General features: G+C 69.3%; 16 protein-coding genes and 2 pseudogenes. 13 read left to right on the top strand and 5 right to left on the bottom strand.

Annotated features, from left to right (window positions below; genetic code table 11):
• Nucleotides 1-130 precede the first annotated feature (130 nt).
• From IE145_RS17850 to IE145_RS17825, 6 genes are all read left to right on the top strand, one after another.
• Complete coding sequence (locus IE145_RS17850) at nt 131-1,120, top strand: alpha/beta hydrolase (protein WP_189526080.1); 990 nt, start codon at nt 131-133, stop codon at nt 1,118-1,120.
• A gap of 376 nt (nt 1,121-1,496) precedes the next feature.
• Nucleotides 1,497-1,787, top strand: coding sequence for an SDR family oxidoreductase (locus tag IE145_RS17845; protein ID WP_189526078.1), 291 nt, complete (start codon nt 1,497-1,499; stop codon nt 1,785-1,787).
• Nucleotides 1,788-1,845: 58 nt separating this feature from the next.
• Nucleotides 1,846-4,335, top strand: a complete 2,490-nt coding sequence (locus IE145_RS17840) for a molybdopterin oxidoreductase family protein (RefSeq protein ID WP_189526291.1) — start codon at nt 1,846-1,848, stop codon at nt 4,333-4,335.
• Entirely contained in the window at nt 4,335-4,808 is a 474-nt protein-coding gene (locus IE145_RS17835; RefSeq protein ID WP_189526077.1) for a hypothetical protein, read from the top strand. Before IE145_RS17840 ends, IE145_RS17835 begins: the two co-directional genes overlap by 1 nt.
• Nucleotides 4,809-5,365: 557 nt before the next feature.
• Nucleotides 5,366-5,590 (top strand): hypervirulence associated TUDOR domain-containing protein, encoded by a 225-nt coding sequence (locus IE145_RS17830; protein WP_189526075.1) that lies wholly within the window; start codon nt 5,366-5,368, stop codon nt 5,588-5,590.
• Complete coding sequence (locus IE145_RS17825; RefSeq protein WP_189526073.1) at nt 5,587-5,928, top strand: DUF3140 domain-containing protein; 342 nt, start codon at nt 5,587-5,589, stop codon at nt 5,926-5,928. Before IE145_RS17830 ends, IE145_RS17825 begins: the two co-directional genes overlap by 4 nt.
• Nucleotides 5,929-6,258: 330 nt before the next feature.
• Here IE145_RS17825 and IE145_RS17820 read toward each other — a convergent pair whose 3' ends face one another.
• Entirely contained in the window at nt 6,259-7,971 is a 1,713-nt protein-coding gene (locus tag IE145_RS17820) for an MFS transporter (protein ID WP_189526071.1), read from the bottom strand.
• 66 nt (nt 7,972-8,037) lie between these two features.
• Between IE145_RS17820 and IE145_RS17815 the strand changes: the two genes are divergently transcribed.
• Nucleotides 8,038-8,706: a TetR/AcrR family transcriptional regulator gene (locus tag IE145_RS17815; protein WP_189526069.1), complete on the top strand. Its 669-nt coding sequence runs from the start codon at nt 8,038-8,040 to the stop codon at nt 8,704-8,706.
• A 16-nt stretch (nt 8,707-8,722) separates the two neighbouring features.
• Here the strand turns inward: IE145_RS17815 and IE145_RS17810 are convergent, their stop codons facing one another.
• On the bottom strand, nt 8,723-9,160 hold the full coding sequence (locus IE145_RS17810) for a MerR family transcriptional regulator (protein WP_189526068.1): 438 nt from the start codon (nt 9,158-9,160) through the stop codon (nt 8,723-8,725).
• 396 nt (nt 9,161-9,556) lie between these two features.
• Between IE145_RS17810 and IE145_RS17805 the strand changes: the two genes are divergently transcribed.
• Complete coding sequence (locus IE145_RS17805) at nt 9,557-11,059, top strand: SulP family inorganic anion transporter (RefSeq protein WP_189526066.1); 1,503 nt, start codon at nt 9,557-9,559, stop codon at nt 11,057-11,059.
• A gap of 68 nt (nt 11,060-11,127) precedes the next feature.
• On the opposite strand, the gene IE145_RS17800 is transcribed toward IE145_RS17805, so the two are convergent.
• Complete coding sequence (locus tag IE145_RS17800) at nt 11,128-11,550, bottom strand: VOC family protein (RefSeq protein ID WP_189526064.1); 423 nt, start codon at nt 11,548-11,550, stop codon at nt 11,128-11,130.
• 212 nt (nt 11,551-11,762) lie between these two features.
• Between IE145_RS17800 and IE145_RS17795 the strand changes: the two are divergent.
• A pseudogene (locus IE145_RS17795) lies at nt 11,763-11,970 on the top strand (IS5/IS1182 family transposase); the annotation flags it as partial.
• Nucleotides 11,971-12,179: 209 nt separating this feature from the next.
• Here the strand turns inward: IE145_RS17795 and IE145_RS17790 are convergent.
• Nucleotides 12,180-13,415, bottom strand: coding sequence for a PucR family transcriptional regulator (locus tag IE145_RS17790; protein WP_189526062.1), 1,236 nt, complete (start codon nt 13,413-13,415; stop codon nt 12,180-12,182).
• A gap of 345 nt (nt 13,416-13,760) precedes the next feature.
• Here IE145_RS17790 and IE145_RS17785 point away from each other — a divergent pair, with 345 nt between their 5' ends.
• Entirely contained in the window at nt 13,761-14,234 is a 474-nt protein-coding gene (locus tag IE145_RS17785; protein WP_189526061.1) for a hypothetical protein, read from the top strand.
• A 14-nt stretch (nt 14,235-14,248) separates the two neighbouring features.
• On the opposite strand, the pseudogene IE145_RS17780 reads toward IE145_RS17785, so the two are convergent.
• Nucleotides 14,249-14,686 (bottom strand): annotated as a pseudogene (locus IE145_RS17780) (transposase); the annotation flags it as partial.
• Nucleotides 14,687-15,437: 751 nt separating this feature from the next.
• On the opposite strand from IE145_RS17780, the gene IE145_RS17775 reads away from it, so the two are divergent.
• From IE145_RS17775 to IE145_RS17765, 3 genes are read left to right on the top strand one after another with little or no spacing between them, the layout of a single operon-like run.
• The gene (locus IE145_RS17775) at nt 15,438-16,973 is read left to right on the top strand and encodes a flavin-containing monooxygenase (RefSeq protein WP_189526060.1); all 1,536 of its coding nucleotides are present in this window, start codon (nt 15,438-15,440) and stop codon (nt 16,971-16,973) included.
• Entirely contained in the window at nt 16,966-17,901 is a 936-nt protein-coding gene (locus IE145_RS17770) for an alpha/beta fold hydrolase (protein WP_189526059.1), read from the top strand. Before IE145_RS17775 ends, IE145_RS17770 begins: the two co-directional genes overlap by 8 nt.
• Complete coding sequence (locus IE145_RS17765) at nt 17,885-18,061, top strand: FAD-dependent oxidoreductase (RefSeq protein ID WP_373296600.1); 177 nt, start codon at nt 17,885-17,887, stop codon at nt 18,059-18,061. The genes IE145_RS17770 and IE145_RS17765 overlap by 17 nt, the downstream gene beginning before the upstream one ends.
• Nucleotides 18,062-18,101 lie beyond the last annotated feature (40 nt).

Below are 18,101 nucleotides of genomic sequence, written 5' to 3'. Positions count from 1 at the left end.
GCCGGACGTCCTTCCCGGCGCACCCTCGCGCCGTACGCCACATCACGTCCCGGCCGTCCGAACCACGTCGCACCGGGGCCTCCCCACCCCCGGCCCGAACCTGTCGCACCGAGGAAGGCCTGCCCCGGCCATGCCCCACCACCCCCACCTGGACCCCGAGATGGCCGCCGCGCTCGCGGCCGACCCGCCGCCGCCCACGGTGCTCGACGGCCTGCCGTACCAGGCACTGGCCGCGCTGCGGGCCGAGCGCGCCGCACAGCCCGTCGCTCCGCCCGCCGAGGGTGTCGCGGTGACCGACCACCGTCTGCCCGGCCCCACCCCGCTCCGGGTCCGGACCTACCGGCCGCGGGCGGCGGGCTCCCGCGCGCTGCCCTGTCTGGTGTGGGTGCACGGCGGGGGCATGGTGCTGGGCTCCCCCGAGATGGACGACGCCCGGGTCTCCGCGTACGCCCTGGAGGCCGACTGCGCCGTGGTCTCGGTGGACTACCGGCTGGCGCCCGAGCATCCGTATCCCGCGCCCGTCGAGGACTGCCACCGCGCCCTGCGGTGGGCGGCGGACCGGGCGGAGGAGCTGCGGATCGATCCCGGGCGGCTGGCGATCGGCGGGATCAGTGCGGGCGGCGGGCTCGCGGCCGCCACCGCCCTCCTGGCCCGGGACAACGGCGGCCCCGGCCTCGTCTTCCAGTTCCTGCTCTGCCCGATGCTGGACGACCGCAACACGACCCGTTCCAGCCGGGAGTTCACCGAGGCCGTCACCTGGCCGCGCGCCAGCAACCTGTACGGCTGGGCGGCCCTGCTCGGTCCGCTCGCGGGCGGCGACGAAGTCCCTCCGTACGCCGCGCCCGCCCGCGCGACCGATCTGTCGGGGCTCCCTGAGGCGTACGTCGACGTGGGCGAGCTGGAGGTCTTCCGCGACGAGTGCGCGCGGTACGCGCTGCGCCTGATCGAGGCGGGGGTGTCGACCGAGTTCCATCTGTGGCCGGGCGCGTTCCACGGCTTCGACGGGGTGCTCCCCCACCTCACGCTGCCGCGCCGGGCGGCCCGCGAACAGATCGCGGTGCTGCGCCGGGCCCTCGGCGGGGCCTCCGGCCGGCCGGAGGCGGCCCACGCCCGCGAGTGAGCCGCGGCGTACGGCATGCAAGTTCTGCGCTGCACCGCACCGCCGACGTGCTCGTTGTTTGACCGGCCGCGCAGGGGATACCCACCGCTTTCGTGTGGGGTGAGATCGCTAGGTCCTGTCGTCAAACTGCCGTCGTCGCCCGGAGGGCGGCCGCGCGGCGTCCGGTGCGTGCGATCGCAAGGCGCCTGAATGGTCTTGTAGCGGAGCTACCAGGGCATTCAGGCAACGCCGCGAGCGTGCGTGCCGGACGCCGCGCGGCAGACGGCAGTGTGACGACAGGACCTAGGTCGACAGGAGAGTCGACAGGAGAAGGGCTGGCGGGTGTCGTGAACGAGGAGACGGGCCACGGGCCGCCAAGGCCCTCAAGGGCAGCGAGATGATGATGGACTCCGCCGCCTCGACAGCCGCCATGGAGGTGTTCACCACCTCCGTCGCCTCCCGCGTCGCCCAGCGAGGCATCCGCGCGGACGGGGTCTCCCCCGGGCCTGTCCGGACCGTGCTCAACCTCGTCGGCCGGCGGTTCCCCGACGACCATTCCACCGGCCCGGGCAGTCCCGCTCCCCGGGTACGCGTCGCGCAACCGGAGGAGGCCGCAAGTGCGCGGGCGGGACGTTCGTCTTTTGAGGAAACGGGTGATGGCGGTGGCACATGTGCTGCCGCGTCATAAGGGGCGGGCAAGAAGCACGGAAGAGAGAGTCGGGCACGAAGCTGGGAGCGAGGCCGCGATGGCGGACAGGATCGTTGATGTGTGGGGCACTCGGACGCCGCACGAGCGGGGCACGGAGTGGCCGACGAGAGTGGACCAGCATCTGGCGGAAGGGGTGCGCGAGGAGGACGTCGAGCGTTGGGTGCCCTCCGCATGTGTGCTGTGCAGCAACGGCTGCGGCTGCGACATCGCGGTCACGAACGGGGTGATGGTCGGCGTCCGCGGCCGCGCCACAGATGCCGTCAACCACGGTCGCCTGGGCCCGAAGGGGCTGTACGGGAGCTGGGCGTGGGCGAACAGCCCGGAGCGGTTGACCCGGCCGCTGGTGCGCGAGAACGGGCGGCTGGTGGAAAGCGATTGGGAGACGGCTATGGGACGCGTCGTGGACGTCTCCCGACGGCTCCTGGCGGAGAAGGGCCCGCTGTCGCACGGCTTCTACACTTCCGGGCAGTTGTTCCTGGAGGAGTACTACACCCTGGGCGTGATCGGCAAGGGCGGTCTGGGCACTCCGCATATGGACGGGAACACCCGGCTGTGCACAGCCACGAGCGCCGCGGCGTTCAAGGAGTCCTTCGGTACTGACGGCCAGCCCGGCACCTACTCCGACATCGAGCACTGCGATGCGATCTTCCTGTTCGGGCACAACATGGCGGAGACGCAGACAGTCCTCTGGGCCCGCATCCTTGACCGTACCCGGGCCCAGGACCCGCCCAAGGTCGTGTGCGTCGACCCGCGCCGGACCAAGGTCGCCGAAGAAGCGGTACGCACCGGCGGTGTGCACCTCGCTCCGCGCGTCGGCACGAACCTGGCTCTGATGAACGGGCTGACGCGAGAGCTCTTCGCCCATGGATGGGTCGACGATCAGTGGGTCGAGCACCACACCCTGGGAGCTGACAGCCTTCGCGAAACGGTCGAGCCGTACACACCGGAGGAGGTGGCCAGGGTCTGTGAGGTGGACGCCGAAGACGTACGGCGGGCAGCCCGGATCTTTGGTGAGAGCCGACGGGTGCTGTCGACCGTCTTGCAGGGTTTCTACCAGTCCCACCAGGCCACGGCCGCGTCGGTCGCGGTGAACAACATGCATCTGCTGCGCGCCATGATCGGCAGGCCAGGCGCGGGGGTCCTCCAGATGAACGGGCAGCCCACCGCCCAGAACACCCGCGAATGCGGAGCCGACGGCGACCTGCCCGGCTTTCGCAACTGGGACAATGTCGACCATGTCCGGGACCTGGCGGCCCTGTGGAACGTCGATGAGCTGACCATTCCGCACTGGGCGCCGCCCACCCACGCCATGCAGATCTTTCGCTACGCCGAGCAGGGCTCCATCGGCTGGTTGTGGATCTCGGCGACCAACCCCGCCGTCTCCATGCCCGAATCCGCTCGTATCCGCAAGATCCTGCAGAGCCGGAAGTGCTTCACCATCGTCCAGGATCTGTTTCTCACCGAGACCGCCGAGTTCGCCGACGTGGTCCTGCCGGCCGCGGGCTGGGGCGAGAAGACCGGTTGCTTCACCAACGCCGACCGCACCGTCCACCTGTCCCGGAAGGCCGTCGAACCGCCCGGCGACGCCAGAAGCGACCTCGACATCTTCCTCATGTACGCCGACGCCATGGGGTTCACCGACCAGGACGGGGCGCCTCTGGTGAAGTGGCGCAGCCCTCAGGAAGCGTTCGACGCCTGGCGCGAGTGCAGCCGGGGCCGTCCCTGCGACTACACCGGACTGTCCTACGAGAAACTGAGCGGTCCGTCCGGCATCCCGTGGCCGTGCAACGAGGACTCTCCTGAGGGCACTGAACGGCTGTACGCGGATTCGGTCTTCAACACCGCCCCCGACCAGTGCGAGACCTACGGGCACGACCTGCTCACCGGCGGCACGGTCTCCCCCACGCAGTACCGCGCTCTGGCACCCGGCGGCCGGGCCCTTCTCAAGGGCGCGGCCTATGAGCCTCCTCATGAGGACACCGATAGCGACTACCCGCTGCTGTACTCCACCGGGCGTACCGTCTACCACTTTCACACCCGCACCAAAACCGCCAGATCCGCCAAGCTGAACCGGGCTGCCCCCGATGCCTGGGTCGAGCTCTCACCATCGGACGCCACCCAGTTGGGCATCGATGAGGGCGACCTGGTGCGGGTGGAGTCACCGCGCGGCGCGATCGAGGTACAGGCCCGCATCGGACACGTCAGGCCGGGAACGGTCTTCGCGCCCTTCCACTACGGCACCTGGGACCTGGACGAGCCCGCCCGCGCCCATCCCTCCCGACAGGCCAACGAGCTCACCATGACGGTGTGGGACCCGGTGTCGAAACAGCCGTACTTCAAGACGGCGGCCTGCCGGGTACGCAAAATCGCTGCCAGCGGCAGGCCGGCCCCGGCACCCGCCCATACCGCGTCCGCACCCGCGCCCACCCGCCCACCGGGGGGCGAAGGCGGCGCCGACGCCGTGACCCCCTCCCGTGAGCACGCCGACGCACCGGAACGTCCCAGCAACCCGCCGAGGAGCGTGTGATGACTCATCTGGCGACCTACGTGGGCCTTCTCCATCACAGTGAGCAGGCCCTCGCCGACTCCTTGCGCACCGTCGGGCAGGGGCACGCTCAGGAGGCCGACGTCTTCCACGTCTGCGAAACGCTCGCCCGCCTGAGCGATGACCACATGCGCAGCCTCACCCCGATCGCCCATCGCTACGGCGAGAAGCACTCCGGCGAGGACGTCGAGGAACCCGAGCGTCTGTACGCGGACGGCATCGGCACCGTCCGCGAGGGCGCTGTCGGCCTCCTGCGCGATCTTCAGGACCTCTGCCTCCTCGCAACCCTCGTCCAGACCTCCTGGACCGTGGTCGATCAAGCCGCACAGGGCGCCCGCGACCGGGAACTGCTGGAGCTGGCACAACAGGCCTCTGCACATACCTCACGACAGCTGACGTGGCTGAACACCCGTATGAGAGCAGCCGCCCCACAGGCCCTTCTCGTCGCACCGTGACCTGCGACTTCACCCGGCGACGCTCCCTGCAGGAGGCTGCTACGCGTCGAGCACGTCCTCGACCTGGTCCAGAGATCATGAGGGCGGCCGTAAGGCTGGGCGCAGGGAGAAGGCTGTTCTCAGCGCCCGGCCGCCGTTGGCCGGCATATGCGGGGCCGCCGTATGTCGGCGCGTGAAGAGCGAGCGCTTGAAGAGCGGCCGGCTGTCTTCCAGCGCCTTCTTTCCCGTTGGCTGTGCTGTCGGGTATTTCCGCCGAGAACGCAGCGTTCGGTCCAGGTGGACGCCGGTGAGGGCGCGAGGAGTTCAGGAAACGGGCAACTCGGGGCACGACCGAATGGGTCTGCGCGGCCCGCCACACGCCCCTCCACAGCCAGTCCTGTCCCCTCGGACGATAGGGTCCCCCCTCCCGGGCGATAGGCGCCACGGCGACAGTCCGTCGAAGCGTCCGGCTCCTTTCCGGCGTGCGCGCATCACTCATCACAGGGACGATGCTGATCAGAACCGACAGGCACTGGGCGGCCCGAAGCTGGGCGCCAATACTGGAGAGGGACCGCCTCATGGCCAAGAAGAAGCTGAACAGAGGCGACGACGTCACCTGGAAGAGTCATGGACAGAACGTGCAGGGCTCCGTCACCCGAAAGATCGAGGACCGGACCGACGCAGGCGGCCGGACCGTCGATGCTTCCGAGGAAGATCCGCAGTACGAGGTAAAGAGCAGAAAGACGGGCAACAAGGCCGTACACCGCCCGGAGGCACTCAAGAAGAATCGCGGCAGTTCGTGAGTGGCGGCAACGAGAAGGAGCGGCAGGACGCGATCGACCGGTTCGGGGAGGACGTCAATATGACACCGGGCGAACTGGAGAGATGGCTCGGCACCGACGAGTCACGTGATGTGGGCCAGAAGGACGGCGGCACGGAGTCCACCGGCCATGCCTCCGGCCGACGCATTGTCCATCTGCTGAGGACCCGCAAAGAAGATCTCAGCGAAGACGATCTCGCGCATATGCGAAAAGTATCCGGCTACGTGCGCCGACATCTCGGACAGCGCCCCGAGGGCGACATCAAGGACACCCCGTGGCGATACTCACTGATGAACTGGGGCCACGACCCGCAGAAGTAGCAGCGCCACCGCAGCCCATGGTGAACCGACCGGGTCTTTCGGGCCTACGCATCCGAATCGGCGGATCTGCCCATGACCCAACGGCCCTCCGCAAACGCTCGCGACGGACCCGGTGTAGCGCCGAGGACTCGCTGTACGGGGTGGGGACAAATCAGCACGTCGCCGGGCCGGGCGAGGCACAGCTTGCGGGACGCCTGTTCCGCCCATGGGGCGTCACTCGCTGTGCTCACCGGGTTGTCCGGGCTCCGGGCCGGGGTGCCGGCGACCGGCGGCCGGGTCCCGGTGGGCCAGGCCGCGGTCGGCGAAGGCGCTGAGCCGGTCGGCCATCGGTCACCAGCCCCATCGGCGGTGAAACGTCTCCGCGTTGCGCAGGTTGTCGTGCACGTGCGCGACAGGCGGACCGGAGGCCGGGTGGTGCTGGTGGAAGGCCGGAGCGCCGCCGGCCCGGGCGGGCGGGACGCCGGGCGCGCGAGCCTGCTGCCCGTAGTCGGTGTCCTCGCCGCCGTGCCCTTCGTACTCCTCGCAGAAGCCGGCGAACGTGAGCCCCGCCGCCAGTCGGACACCAGGAGCGCCGGTGACGTCGTCGCCATCCATTCGGCGATCCGTGCCATACGTCTTCGAAGTCCCCCGTGCAGGGACGGTGTTCAGTGCCGAGTGTCGGCGAGGAGGGCGGCAAAGGCCGCGAGGGTCAGTGCGGTGAGTGCTGCGACGCCTGTGCGGAGTCCGTTGGTGCCGCCGGAGCCCAGGGTCCAGCCGAGGGCGGCCACTGCCGGGCCGAGGGTGGTTCCCAGAGTGCGTGCCAGGTTGGTGACGCCTCCGACCGTGCCGGTGTGATTCCGGGGGGGTCGCCTGGAGGATTGCGGTCATGTTGGGTGAGTTGAACAGCGCCATTCCGGCACCGAGCAGTGCCATGCGCCAGCCCAGGCCGGCCAGGCCGGTGTCCGGGGTGAGGGTGAGCATGGGCAGCAGAGCTGCCGCGGTCAGTGCTCCGCCCCAGGCCGCGACGGGCAGCGGGCGGAAGCGGTCGGCCAGCATTCCGGCTATCGGAGTGATCAGGGCGCCCGTGGCGACGAAGAAGACCAGTGCGGCGCTCAGGAGCCCGGAGCCGCGGTGCATGACGTCGCTGATGAAGAACGGCAGGAGAAAGGTGATCAGGCCGATGACCGAGGCGTTGAGCATCAGTGCCAGGGTGGGCCAGGCCAGTGAGCCGTTCCGCAGGAGCGTACGGACCGGGCGGGTGGTGTCCAGACGTGCCCACCAGCCCCCCAGGGCTAGCGCGAGGATGCCGAGGGCTGCCGCCCAGGTGGTGTGCCGCCCGGCCTGCTCGATCGCCAGCATGGCGACGGTGACCGCGGTGCCGACCAGCAGGACATCGGCGGCCAGCGCCAGGCCGGCCCGTGCCGCAGCGCCTGTGCTCCGGGCACGGCCAGGGACGGAGAGCAGGCCGAGGACGGCTGCGAACAGGAGCAGGGGTGCCTTGGCCCAGAAGACAGCCCGCCATCCGTAGGCCTCGGCCAGCCAGCCTCCGAGCGGGGCGACAGCGATGCTGCCCACCATCATGATGGTGGCGTGGTAGCTCATGGCCCGGCCCTGCTGTTCCGGCCGCACCGCCAGGGTCACTACCGGCAGGTAGACGGCGAGGTAGGCGGCTGCGGCGAATCCCTGGAGCCCCCGTGCGATCAGGAGGATCCAGAACTGCGGTGCGATGGAGGCCAGCACGCTGGCCACGGCGACCAGGGCCAGCGACGCGCTGAAGACGGTCCGGGGATCGCTTCGGTCGACCCAGCGGCCTGCGGGCAGCGCCAGGGCGGCCATGGGTAACTGGTAGGCCAGCAGCACCCAGGCGGTCGAACTGCCCGGGACGTGCAGGTCGGTGGTGATGAGCGGCAGCGCGAAGGCAGCCATGCTCAGCTCGCTGGCAACCAGCAGCGTGGCGACCGCCGAGACGGCGACCGTCCCCCAGCGCGTGCGCACCAGGTCCTGACCGATGTCCGCGGGGCCGGTGCCCGCGGCTGCCTTCTCCGGTTCTCTGGGGTCGACCATCTCCTGAAAGTACAATGGTGATGGCAAAAAAGTAACATGGTCATTGCAGATTGAGGGAGGGCTCTTGTGTCCGCACAGACCGGGGCGCCGCGGGGTCGCGTCGCCAAGCGTGAGGCGATCACCGGCGCGGCCCGTGCGGTGTTCGGCCGCGAAGGGTTCGCCTCCGCCGGCATCGAGACGGTCGCCGCCGAGGCGGGGGTGTCCACCCGCACGATCTACAACCATTTCGAGGGCAAGGAGGAGCTGTTCGCCGCGGTCGTCCAGGACAGTTCCACGCGGGTGGCCGATGTCCTGGTCGCCCTCACCGAGCGGCACCTGGAGCCGGTGAGTGATGCCCGCCATGTGGAGAGGGCGCTGCTCGCACTGGCGACAGCGTGGAACAGACCACGGGCCGAGTTCGCGGACCACTTCGCCGTGGTGCGGCGGATGCGGGCCGAGGCGGCGCACCTGCCGCGCGGCCTGCTCCAGGCGTGGGACCGGACGGGACCGCAGCGCGCCCAGCGTGCCCTCGCCCACCAGTTCCACCGTCTTGCGGGCATCGGCGTTCTGGAAGTCGCCGACGCCTCCCTGGCGGCCGACCACTATCTGCTGCTGACCTCCGGAGCAGTGGCCGAACGCAGTCACTACGGGGCGGCCACTCTCTCCGCCCCGGCGCGCGCCGCGATGGTCACCGCCGGGGTGCGGGCGTTCCTCCGCGGCTACCTGCCGCGCCCGGCCCCGGAGCCCCCGTGCTGAGGGCGCAAGCTTCCGGTCACGCAGGGGCTGCCGCAGCGCGGGCAGCGGTGTCCTCGCCGGGAACGTTGCGGAGGCGCGTGCGGAGAGTGTCGGCGAAGTCTTCCGCGCGGGTCAGCTGGGTGCGCAGGTCCTCGATCTTCCGGGCGGCGGTCTGTTCGTAGACGCGCATGCGCTCCAGGAGCGCTTCGCGTTCGACGCTGCCGTCCGACGGGGCGGCGTCGAGGCGGTCGGTGATGTCGAGCAGGTCACGCATCTCGTCCAGGGTGAAGCCGAGGGGCTTCATCCGGCGGATGACCATGAGCCGGGCGACGTCGGCCTCGGTGTAGAGGCGGAAACCGCCCTGGGAGCGGGCGGAAGGGATCACGAGGCCGACTTCCTCGTAATGGCGGATGGTGCGCAGGGACAGCTCGGTCCGCGCGGCGACTTCGCCGATCTGCATGTGCTCGTCGTCCACGCCTGTGGCCCTGGCCCTTCTCGTCGCGGCGGCAGCATCGGTACGGCCCACCGATCTCCACTCTAACGTTAGGGTAGAGTTGCTGGTGCGGAAGCGGCTGATCCGCGCCGTTGCTGTTGTTCGCGGGGCCGAAGACGCCCCCGGTGAAGATTCCCGATTCTTGCAGGAGAGAGCGTGCGCGAGCCCATGACGCCGATCGCCGCCGCCTGCCCGCCGTGACCCTTCGCACCCCGATGTGAGCCATCGGCCGCACACCCGCGCCAGGCTCCGTCCTCATGTGGCTTCCGGCCCGTCCCGCGGGCCTTCCGCAGGGTTCCGCTCCGGCCCCTGCGTGTCCTTCCCGCACGTCCCGGCCTGCCCGCGGGCTGTGCCCGAGCACGACAGGTGCCTGCTTCCTTGTCCACTTCCGTACTGACTCCCGCCGGACGGCTGCGCGGACTGCGCCCGGACTGGCTGAACAACCCGAAGGTCTGGCGCACCGAGATCCTGGCCGGCCTGGTGGTCGCGCTGGCCCTGATTCCCGAGGCGATCTCCTTCTCGATCATCGCCGGCGTCGACCCGGCGGTGGGCCTGTTCGCCTCGTTCACCATGGCCGTGGTCATCTCGATCGTCGGCGGCCGCCGCGCGATGATCTCCGCTGCCACGGGCGCCATCGCCCTCGTCATCGCCCCCCTGAACCGCGAACACGGCCTGGGCTACCTGATCGCCGCCGTCATCCTCGCCGGAATCATCCAGATCGCCCTCGGGGCCCTCGGCGTGGCGAAACTGATGCGATTCGTCCCGCGGTCGGTGATGGTCGGCTTCGTCAACGCCCTCGCCATCCTGATCTTCATGGCCCAGGTCCCCGAGATGCGGGACGTCCCGTGGGCCGTGTACCCGCTGGTCATCGGCGGCCTGGCGCTCATGGTGTTCTTCCCGAGGATCACCACGGTGATCCCGGCCCCGCTGGTGTCCATCGTCATTCTCACCGTCATCACCGTCGCGGCCGGGATCGCGGTTCCGACCGTCGGCGACAAGGGCGAGCTCCCCTCGTCGCTGCCGGTTCCGGGCCTGCCGGACGTGCCCTTCACCATGGACACCCTGACGACGATCGCGCCCTACGCGTTCGCGATGGCCCTGGTGGGGCTGATGGAGTCGCTGATGACCGCGAAATTGGTCGACGACATCACCGACACCCACTCCTCCAAGACACGCGAGTCCATCGGCCAGGGCATCGCCAACATCGTCACCGGCTTCTTCGGCGGCATGGGCGGCTGCGCCATGATCGGCCAGACCATGATCAACGTGAAGGTCTCCGGCGCCCGCACCCGCCTCTCCACCTTCCTGGCGGGCTCGTTCCTGATGGTGCTCTGCATCGTCTTCGGCCCCGTCGTCTCCGACATCCCCATGGCCGCCCTCGTCGCCGTCATGGTGATGGTGGCCTTCGCGACCTTCGACTGGCACTCCATCGCCCCGAAGACGCTGAAGCGCATGCCCGTCGGCGAGATCGCCGTCATGGCCATCACCGTGATCGTGGTAGTGGCCACCGACAACCTCGCCATCGGCGTCGTCGTCGGCTCCGTCACCGCGATGGTCATCTTCGCCAAGCGCGTCGCCCACCTCGCCCGCGTCCACGCCGTCACCGACCCCGACGGCAGCAGCGTCGTGTACGCCGTGACCGGCGAGCTGTTCTTCGCCTCCTCCAACGACCTCATCGGGCAGTTCAACTACAACGACGACCCCGACCGGATCATCATCGACCTCTCCGCCGCCCACATCTGGGACGCCTCCTCCGTCGCCGCCCTCGACGCCATTGAGACCAAGTACAAGCAACGCGGCAAGGCCGTGGAGATCATCGGCCTGAACGCCCCGAGCGCCGACCTCCACTCCAAGCTCACCGGGGAACTCACCAGCCACTGACCCCACACCCCAACCTCACAGCACAGGGCCCCGGCACCAGCGCCGGGGCCCTGTGCGTTCCCGGAGCTCTACTCCGACGAAGGTCCGCGGTAGGTACCGAAGGTCCACAGGTTGCCCTCGGGGTCACGCACCGTGCACACGAACGCCGCAGCACCCGAACCGAACCGGGTCTCATGCGGCGGTTCGAGGACCTCGCCCCCAGCCGCGACGACCCGCCGGTACACCGAGTCCACGTCATCACTCACCACGTAGACCGCGCTGGTACCCGCCCGCATCACGCCGTGCACCGTGTCCGTATGCCGGGTCGAACCGAACACCAGCGCACCACCCCCGGGCCACCGCAGCTCGGCATGGACCACACCGCCGTGCTCGTCCCGCGCCGCGACCTCCTGCGCGAACCCCAGCACATCAACCAGAAAACGCAGCGCCCTCTCCGTGTCGTCATAGTGCAGGACCGGCCACACCGAGGACACAGAAGCATCGGACGACATGCCGCCCATCGTAGGCATGAGCATCTCATCTGCACGAGACGCACTTGCGACACCCACCCTGCGCGGACCAAGCGGGCGGAGCGCGACCAGGTCCGGGAGAGGGGCACCGAAGCGCCGTGCACCCGGTAGCCGAGATCGGTTCCGTCACTGCGGGGCGGGCAGGAAAGGCGGGTTGTGGGTGCGCGAGTTCCAGCGAGGCGCGGTGCGGCACGCACGACAGTCAGCGCCTGGAGCCGCTTGTACGCGACGTCCCGCCCATCCGGTCCCGCCGCGGGTCCCGGCGCCGACAGCCGGCGAAACTGCACGCCGACAAGGACTACGACTACGAACACCTACATCGATGGCTCCGCCGGGCGGGGCATCCGCCCCCGCCTCGCCCGCAGGGGCGTCGAGTCCTCGCAACGGCTGGGCCGACACCGCTGAGTGGTCGAGAGAAGCACCTCGGCGAACCGGGAACCCTCCTCCCCCTCCTCTCGCGCCAGTACGATCTCCGCACCGGCTCGGGCGATGAAGTTCCAGAACATCACGTGCAACGCGCATAACCGCAGTTCAGCGGCTTGCAAGTCTCGGAGGTCAGCAAAAGCCGGCATGAGCGGCAGGAGGTGGCCGTGCGACCCCGTGGTGTGAGCTCAGCTCGGAGCGATCGTCACGATGTCGGGCGCGATGTCCAGTACCAGGAGCGCCGCCGCCACATGGGCCGGGTTGGCCTCCACCTTGACGGCCGAGAGCTCGTTGGCGCGGGAGACCCTCCGTTCGACGGTGTTGCGGTGCGCATAGAGGTTGCCGGCCGCCCGGGTGGTACTGAAGCCGCACTGCACGTAGGTGAGGAGGGCCTGCCGTAGCGCTGGGTCGGCTTCGGCCAGCGGCCCGAGGGTGTTCAGGACGAACCTGCGTGCGCCGGAACGATCCTTCGTGAGCGCGTCGATCAGCTCGACATCGGCGTAGGCGGTGAATCGCCGGTCGGACCCCAGCCGGATCACCAGCGCCTGCGCCGCGAGGGCGTCCTGGTGGCTGGAGCGGAATCCATCGAGACCGCGCCCCGGCCTTCCCACCGCCGCGCGGACCTCGTCGGCCGCCGCGAGGTCATTCTCCACGTGGTGAAGGTCCGGGACGACTTCTCCCGAGAGCCAGATCCACCGCGACGTGGCGCTGGCCCGCGCCACCAGCGCGCTCCGGCCGCCGGCGGCGGAGCGCACGGCGGAGACCTCGTCGTCCAGGGCACCGGCCTGCCGGGGGTCATCGACCCAGAGGACAAGACCCACGTGCCACCGCGCCATCCGGTAGCGCAGGCGGCCTTCGGCGAGGTCCTCCGCCATCGGCGCACCACTGGCGATCAGCTGGATCAGCGCGATCCCCTCGGCATCCGTGTTACCCATCGCCGCGGCGAGGCCCGCTTGCCGCAGGGCCGCGACGGAGTCGAGGGCGTACTGCACCAGCGACTGCGCCGTCACGTCCAGGACTTCCACGAGAAGGACGGGGTCGGCACAGTCCGCCACGCACTCCTCCAGCCACCGCCGCCAGCCGATCCCCAGGGCCACGCGCCATGCACCGGCGAAGTCGGGCGCGATGCCCCGGGAGACGAGATCGTTGATGTACGCCGTGGTCCTGGGGCTGATGTACGGCTCTACCCGCCGTCCCGGTTGCTGAACATTCGCGGTCATCCATTGGACCAGGTCAGAGCGGTTGAGCGCGCGATCCTCCTCGACCAGCGAGGCGTCCGCGAGGAGGGCGGGGTCGTTCTGGGCGACGAGAGAGGGCCTTGCGAAGGCGCCGACCAGGGCGTCCGTTTCCGTCAGCAGACGCTGGCAAAGTGACCTGATCGCATCCGCGACCTCACGCGAGGGCGGGGGCCACAGCTCTTCCATATTCTCAGTGTCCCTCTGCTCTCGGGGAACCGAGGCTCCCGACATGCCGCGTCACAGACAGATGAAGGGCTCGTCGACGGCCTGAACAATGACGCAGGCACGGGCCGTTCGGCCACTGTTCACTCACATTGAACGGTGGCAGACCTACCATGCCCTCACCGGCACCACAAGCGGTTCGATGCCGTCGCCCCCTCCCCCGGGGCGCACCGGCTCCCCCTGATACCCATGGACTAGGGCCTGTCCGGCGGATCAAAGATCGAGTTCGCTGTGCGGGCCCAGTGAGCCGTGCCGTCAGTAGCGATATCTGCTGGTCAGCGATCTGGCACGCCTGTCATGATCGGATTCATGGGCACGGACATCCATGGATTCATCGAGGTCAGGAACAGCTACATCGACAGCTCCGAGCCCGATGACGACGAGCTGTTCTACCGCTGGCACCCGGCGATTGCTCTGGATCATGTCTATGAGGGCCGGTCCTATGCTGCTTTTGGCTGCCTCTTCGGCGTCCGCGGACGGTCCTTCGAACCGCTTGCAGCGCAGCGTGGCTTTCCGCGAGACGCCTCACGCGCTGCAACGCGGGCCTTCGAGTGGGAACGGGAGGAGTCGCACAGTCCGTCGTGGATCAGTTGGGCCGAGTTGGAAGAGGCTGACTGGGACAGCACGGAATCAAGTGTGGGGCCGTCCGCGGCTGAGCCCCGTCTCACTCGGCGCCAGGTCGTGCGTGACGAGGACTGGGGTGATGTCTGGTCGGTCATGGCTGTGCTTGCCAAGCGACACGGGGCCGAGAACGTCCGTCTGGTGGTCTGGTTCGATAACTAGACCGGCTCGGCGGATCATGGGCGGAGCCAGAGTCGGATCGCTGCGACGGTGACGGTGCCGTGGAAGATATAGGCCCGTTTGTCGCACCTCGTGGCGACGGCCCGGGAGTTCTTGAGGGCGTTGATCGTGCGCTCGACCTCGTTGCGGCGTTTGTAGATGGTCTTGTCGAAGCTGGTGGGCCTGCCGCCTTGGCTGCCTCGGCGCTTGCGGTTTGCCCGCTGGTCCTTCGGCTCGGGGATGGTGCGCTTGATCTGGCGTTTTCGCAGGTAGCGGCGATTTCGGCGGGATGAGTAAGCCTTATCGCCGCCGAGGTGATCGGGCCGGGTGCGGGGCCGCCCGCCTTCCTGGCGGGCCACCCAGACACGTTCCAAGACGGGGAGGAGCTGCGGAGCGTCGCCCCACTGGCCCGGCATGAGCAGGAACGCGAGCGGTCGCCGGCCTCCCTCACCGGCTCGGGGCAGTCGGGGAACACACCACGTTCATCGGTGACGATGGGCCAGCAGGCGGAGCGGGAAGCCGCCTCCGCCCTCGAAGCGTCCACAGGCGCGCAGCTGCGGAGGATCCAGCTGGACCTGATGCGACGGCTACGGCAGCTTCGCCGGACTCGGCGGTCCCGTCTTGGCGGGTGGCGATCTAACACCACTGCTCAACCGGCTGAAGCACCGTTCCACGGCGTTGCGGTGCAGTTGGGTCTCGCGGCCGAAGGCTGGCGATCCGACCTCTCTGCACCGACGTCGCCCGTGGCATCGGTTCTACGTGGGCGACCCGAAGCACCCCGTGGTGTGTTCCCCCGTTCGGGACCCTGCGGTTGTCCAGCCGCTTCCGCCCACGCAACGGCCCGGCCAGGCAACGTCCGGACGAACTCGTGCTCGGCAACGGACAGTTCATGGCGACGGTTCACTCCGTCATGACCCAACGAGCGTCTGTCACGCCGGTCTCGCTGCCGCAATGACTGTCGCATGGCCGGCCGCCGGACAGCCGTCTCCGGACAGCGGTCTCCGGCCGCCCCGCTCCCGGAAGGGCCTGGCCGCGGGCTCGACCGGGGCCGTGCCTTGAGCATCGGACACCGTACGGGCGCAGCGGCCCGGTCCGCCTGTGCATCGTGCACCGAGCCCTGGCAAAGGAGGTGCCCGCTGTCGTTCTCGCAGGCGGTCGCTGCTCGCGACAGTGAGGTATCCGCCACAGGAACAGCGAGGAAACGCCATGACAGCTGAGGTGTTGGACGCCGTCGAGGAGTTCGACGTGGTGATCATCGGAGCAGGGATCTCCGGAATCGGCGCGGCCACCTATGTCAGCCGGGAGCTGCCCGACAAGTCGCTCGCCGTGCTGGAAGCCCGCGACGACATCGGAGGCACGTGGGACCTGTTCCGCTATCCCGGCATCCGCTCGGACTCCGACCTCCACACGTTCGGATACGCGTTCAAGCCCTGGCGCCACGAAGCCGCGATCGCCGACGCTCCCCTCATAAAGGGATACCTCCACGAGACCGTCGAGGAGAACGGACTGGAGAACGTCCTCAGGCTCGGCCACCGGGTCGTCCGCTCGGAGTGGTCCACGGGGGACTCACGGTGGACCCTCACCGTCCAGACGTCGGACCCCGCCACGGGAGCGCCCCGGACCAAGACGATCCACGCGGGATGGGTCTTCGCCGCCACCGGCTACTACCGGTACGACGAGGGGTTCTCCCCGGAGTTCCCGGGGCAGGACGAGTTCGAAGGCCGGATCGTCCATCCGCAGCACTGGCCCGAGGGACTCGACTACAGCGGCAAGAAGGTCGTCGTCATCGGCAGCGGCGCGACCGCGATCACGCTGGTGCCCGCCATGACCACCGGGGCGGGTGCCGCCCGGCACGTGACGATGCTGCAGCGCACCCCCACCTACGTCATGGCGCTCCCCCGTGTCGACAGGGCCGCCCTGGCGCTCACGAAGCTGCTCGGGGAAGAGCGCGGATACGCCGTGACGCGGTTCAAGAACATCTGGACGGAACACGCCGTCGTGAAGGGGCTGCGGAGGTTCCCCAAGGCAGGACGGGCCTTCATCCGGCGTGAGAACGTCAAGCGCCTTCCCAGGGGTTTCGATGTCGACAAGCACTTCAACCCGCCGTACGACCCGTGGGACCAGCGGTTGTGCGTGGCACCGGACGGGGACTTCTTCGACGCGATCAAGGAAGGAAGGGCCTCCGTCGTCACCGACGCCGTGGCCCGGTTCAGCAAGCGCGGCCTAGTCCTGGCGTCGGGCGAGGAGCTGGAGGCAGATGTCGTCGTCACCGCGACGGGACTGAACCTGCAGCTCTTCGGCGGCATGCCCCTCGTGGTCGACGGACGCCAGGTCGACCTCGCGGACGCGCTCTGTTACCGCGGCATGCTGCTGAGCGGCATCCCGAACTGGGCGATGGCGATCGGCTACACCACCTCGTCCTGGACGCTCAAGGTGAGCCTGATGTGCCGCTACTTCATCGACCTGGTCAGGCACATGGACGCCCGCGGATACGACACGGTGGTTCCGGTCGCACCGTCGGGAACGAACCGCAGGCCCGTCATGGACATCCAGGCCGGATACGCCAAGCGCAGCGAGAAGTTCATGCCCAAGCAGGGCCCCGAGAAGCCCTGGCGGATGGCGATGTCCTACCCCGAGGACGCCAGGGCCCTGCGCGGCCCGGTGGCCGACGAGCACCTCGAGTTCGGCGCGCGCCGGGCGGCCGCCCGGTTGCCCGGTGGGAGGCGGACCACCCATGCCTGAGACCAGCGGCGCCGAGACCGTCGACCAGTACGCGACCCTGCCGTCCGGGATGACGATCTGCTTCCGGGACCACGGCGACAAGGCCGATCCCGCGATGCTGCTCATCGCGGGACTGGGCGAGGACCTCACCTTCTGGACCGACTCGTTCGTCGGCTCCCTGGTGGCCGGGGGCTTCCGGGTCGTCCCGATCGACAACCGCGACGTCGGCCGGTCGACGTTCGTCGCCGCTCCCCCTCCCGGGCTCTGGCGTCAGATCGCCGGGCGTCCGCGCGGCGACGGGTACGCGCTGTCCGACATGGCCCGGGACGCCGTCGGCGTACTCGACCACCTCGGGATCGCGCGGGCACACCTGGTCGGGCGGTCGATGGGTGGAATGATCGCGCAGACGATCGCGGCCACGGCGCCCGAGCGGGTCCTGTCGCTGGCCTCCCTCTACTCCACCACAGGGGGGCGCAAGGTCGGTCAGCCAGCGTTGTCGACGATTCGGCTCCTCGCCGCGCCGCCGGCGAGGAACAGGACCGCGGCGGTCCGTGCCCACCTGCGGCTCACCCGGCACGTCACGGGAACGGAGCATCCCATCGATGACGCGGCCGAGGCGGCCATCGCGGCTCGTGGGTGGGACCGCAGCGCCGGCGAACCGGCGGCCGGCACGGCACGCCAGATCCAGGCGATCCAGCGCTCCGGAGACCGGACGGCCGAGTTGAGCCGGATCACAGCCCCGACGCTGGTCATCCACGGTGACCGGGACCCGCTGGTCGACCCGAGTGGCGGCGTCGCGACCGTCCGGGCGATCCGCTCGGCCCAGCACGTGGTCATTCCCGGCATGGGCCATCACATTCCCGAGGGCCTCGTCGCCCCCATCACGACCCACATCTCGCAGCACGCGAACAGCGTGTGTGAAGGAGGAAACCATGACCGGATCTCGTAAATCCGACTCCGGGGACACCACGGTCGACGTCGTGGTCGTCGGTGCCGGATTCGCCGGTCTGAGCGCTGCCGAACGGCTGGTGAGCATGGGACGGTCCGTCCTGGTCGTGGAAGCCCGCGACCGCGTCGGAGGCCGATCGCTCTCAGAAAGTGTTGGGTAAGCCGTTGATCACTCGCGGTTGAGGTCTTCGGTGAGGCGTC

The sequence above is a fragment of the Streptomyces sindenensis genome, assembly GCF_014649035.1.
In the GTDB taxonomy this organism is placed as follows: domain Bacteria; phylum Actinomycetota; class Actinomycetes; order Streptomycetales; family Streptomycetaceae; genus Streptomyces; species Streptomyces sindenensis.
The sequence above is the reverse complement of the archived record's forward strand: the minus strand, read 5'-3'. Positions and strand labels throughout refer to the sequence as shown.

Coding starts and splice junctions, on each gene's coding strand:
- IE145_RS17800 (WP_189526064.1), bottom strand. CDS start 11,550: ATGTCGTCCGATGCTTCTGTGTCCTCGGTGTGGCCGGTCCTGCACTAT.
- IE145_RS17845 (WP_189526078.1), top strand. CDS start 1,497: ATGATGATGGACTCCGCCGCCTCGACAGCCGCCATGGAGGTGTTCACC.
- IE145_RS17770 (WP_189526059.1), top strand. CDS start 16,966: ATGCCTGAGACCAGCGGCGCCGAGACCGTCGACCAGTACGCGACCCTG.
- IE145_RS17820 (WP_189526071.1), bottom strand. CDS start 7,971: ATGGTCGACCCCAGAGAACCGGAGAAGGCAGCCGCGGGCACCGGCCCC.
- IE145_RS17835 (WP_189526077.1), top strand. CDS start 4,335: ATGACTCATCTGGCGACCTACGTGGGCCTTCTCCATCACAGTGAGCAG.
- IE145_RS17790 (WP_189526062.1), bottom strand. CDS start 13,415: ATGGAAGAGCTGTGGCCCCCGCCCTCGCGTGAGGTCGCGGATGCGATC.
- IE145_RS17785 (WP_189526061.1), top strand. CDS start 13,761: ATGGGCACGGACATCCATGGATTCATCGAGGTCAGGAACAGCTACATC.
- IE145_RS17840 (WP_189526291.1), top strand. CDS start 1,846: ATGGCGGACAGGATCGTTGATGTGTGGGGCACTCGGACGCCGCACGAG.
- IE145_RS17830 (WP_189526075.1), top strand. CDS start 5,366: ATGGCCAAGAAGAAGCTGAACAGAGGCGACGACGTCACCTGGAAGAGT.
- IE145_RS17765 (WP_373296600.1), top strand. CDS start 17,885: ATGACCGGATCTCGTAAATCCGACTCCGGGGACACCACGGTCGACGTC.
- IE145_RS17775 (WP_189526060.1), top strand. CDS start 15,438: ATGACAGCTGAGGTGTTGGACGCCGTCGAGGAGTTCGACGTGGTGATC.
- IE145_RS17850 (WP_189526080.1), top strand. CDS start 131: ATGCCCCACCACCCCCACCTGGACCCCGAGATGGCCGCCGCGCTCGCG.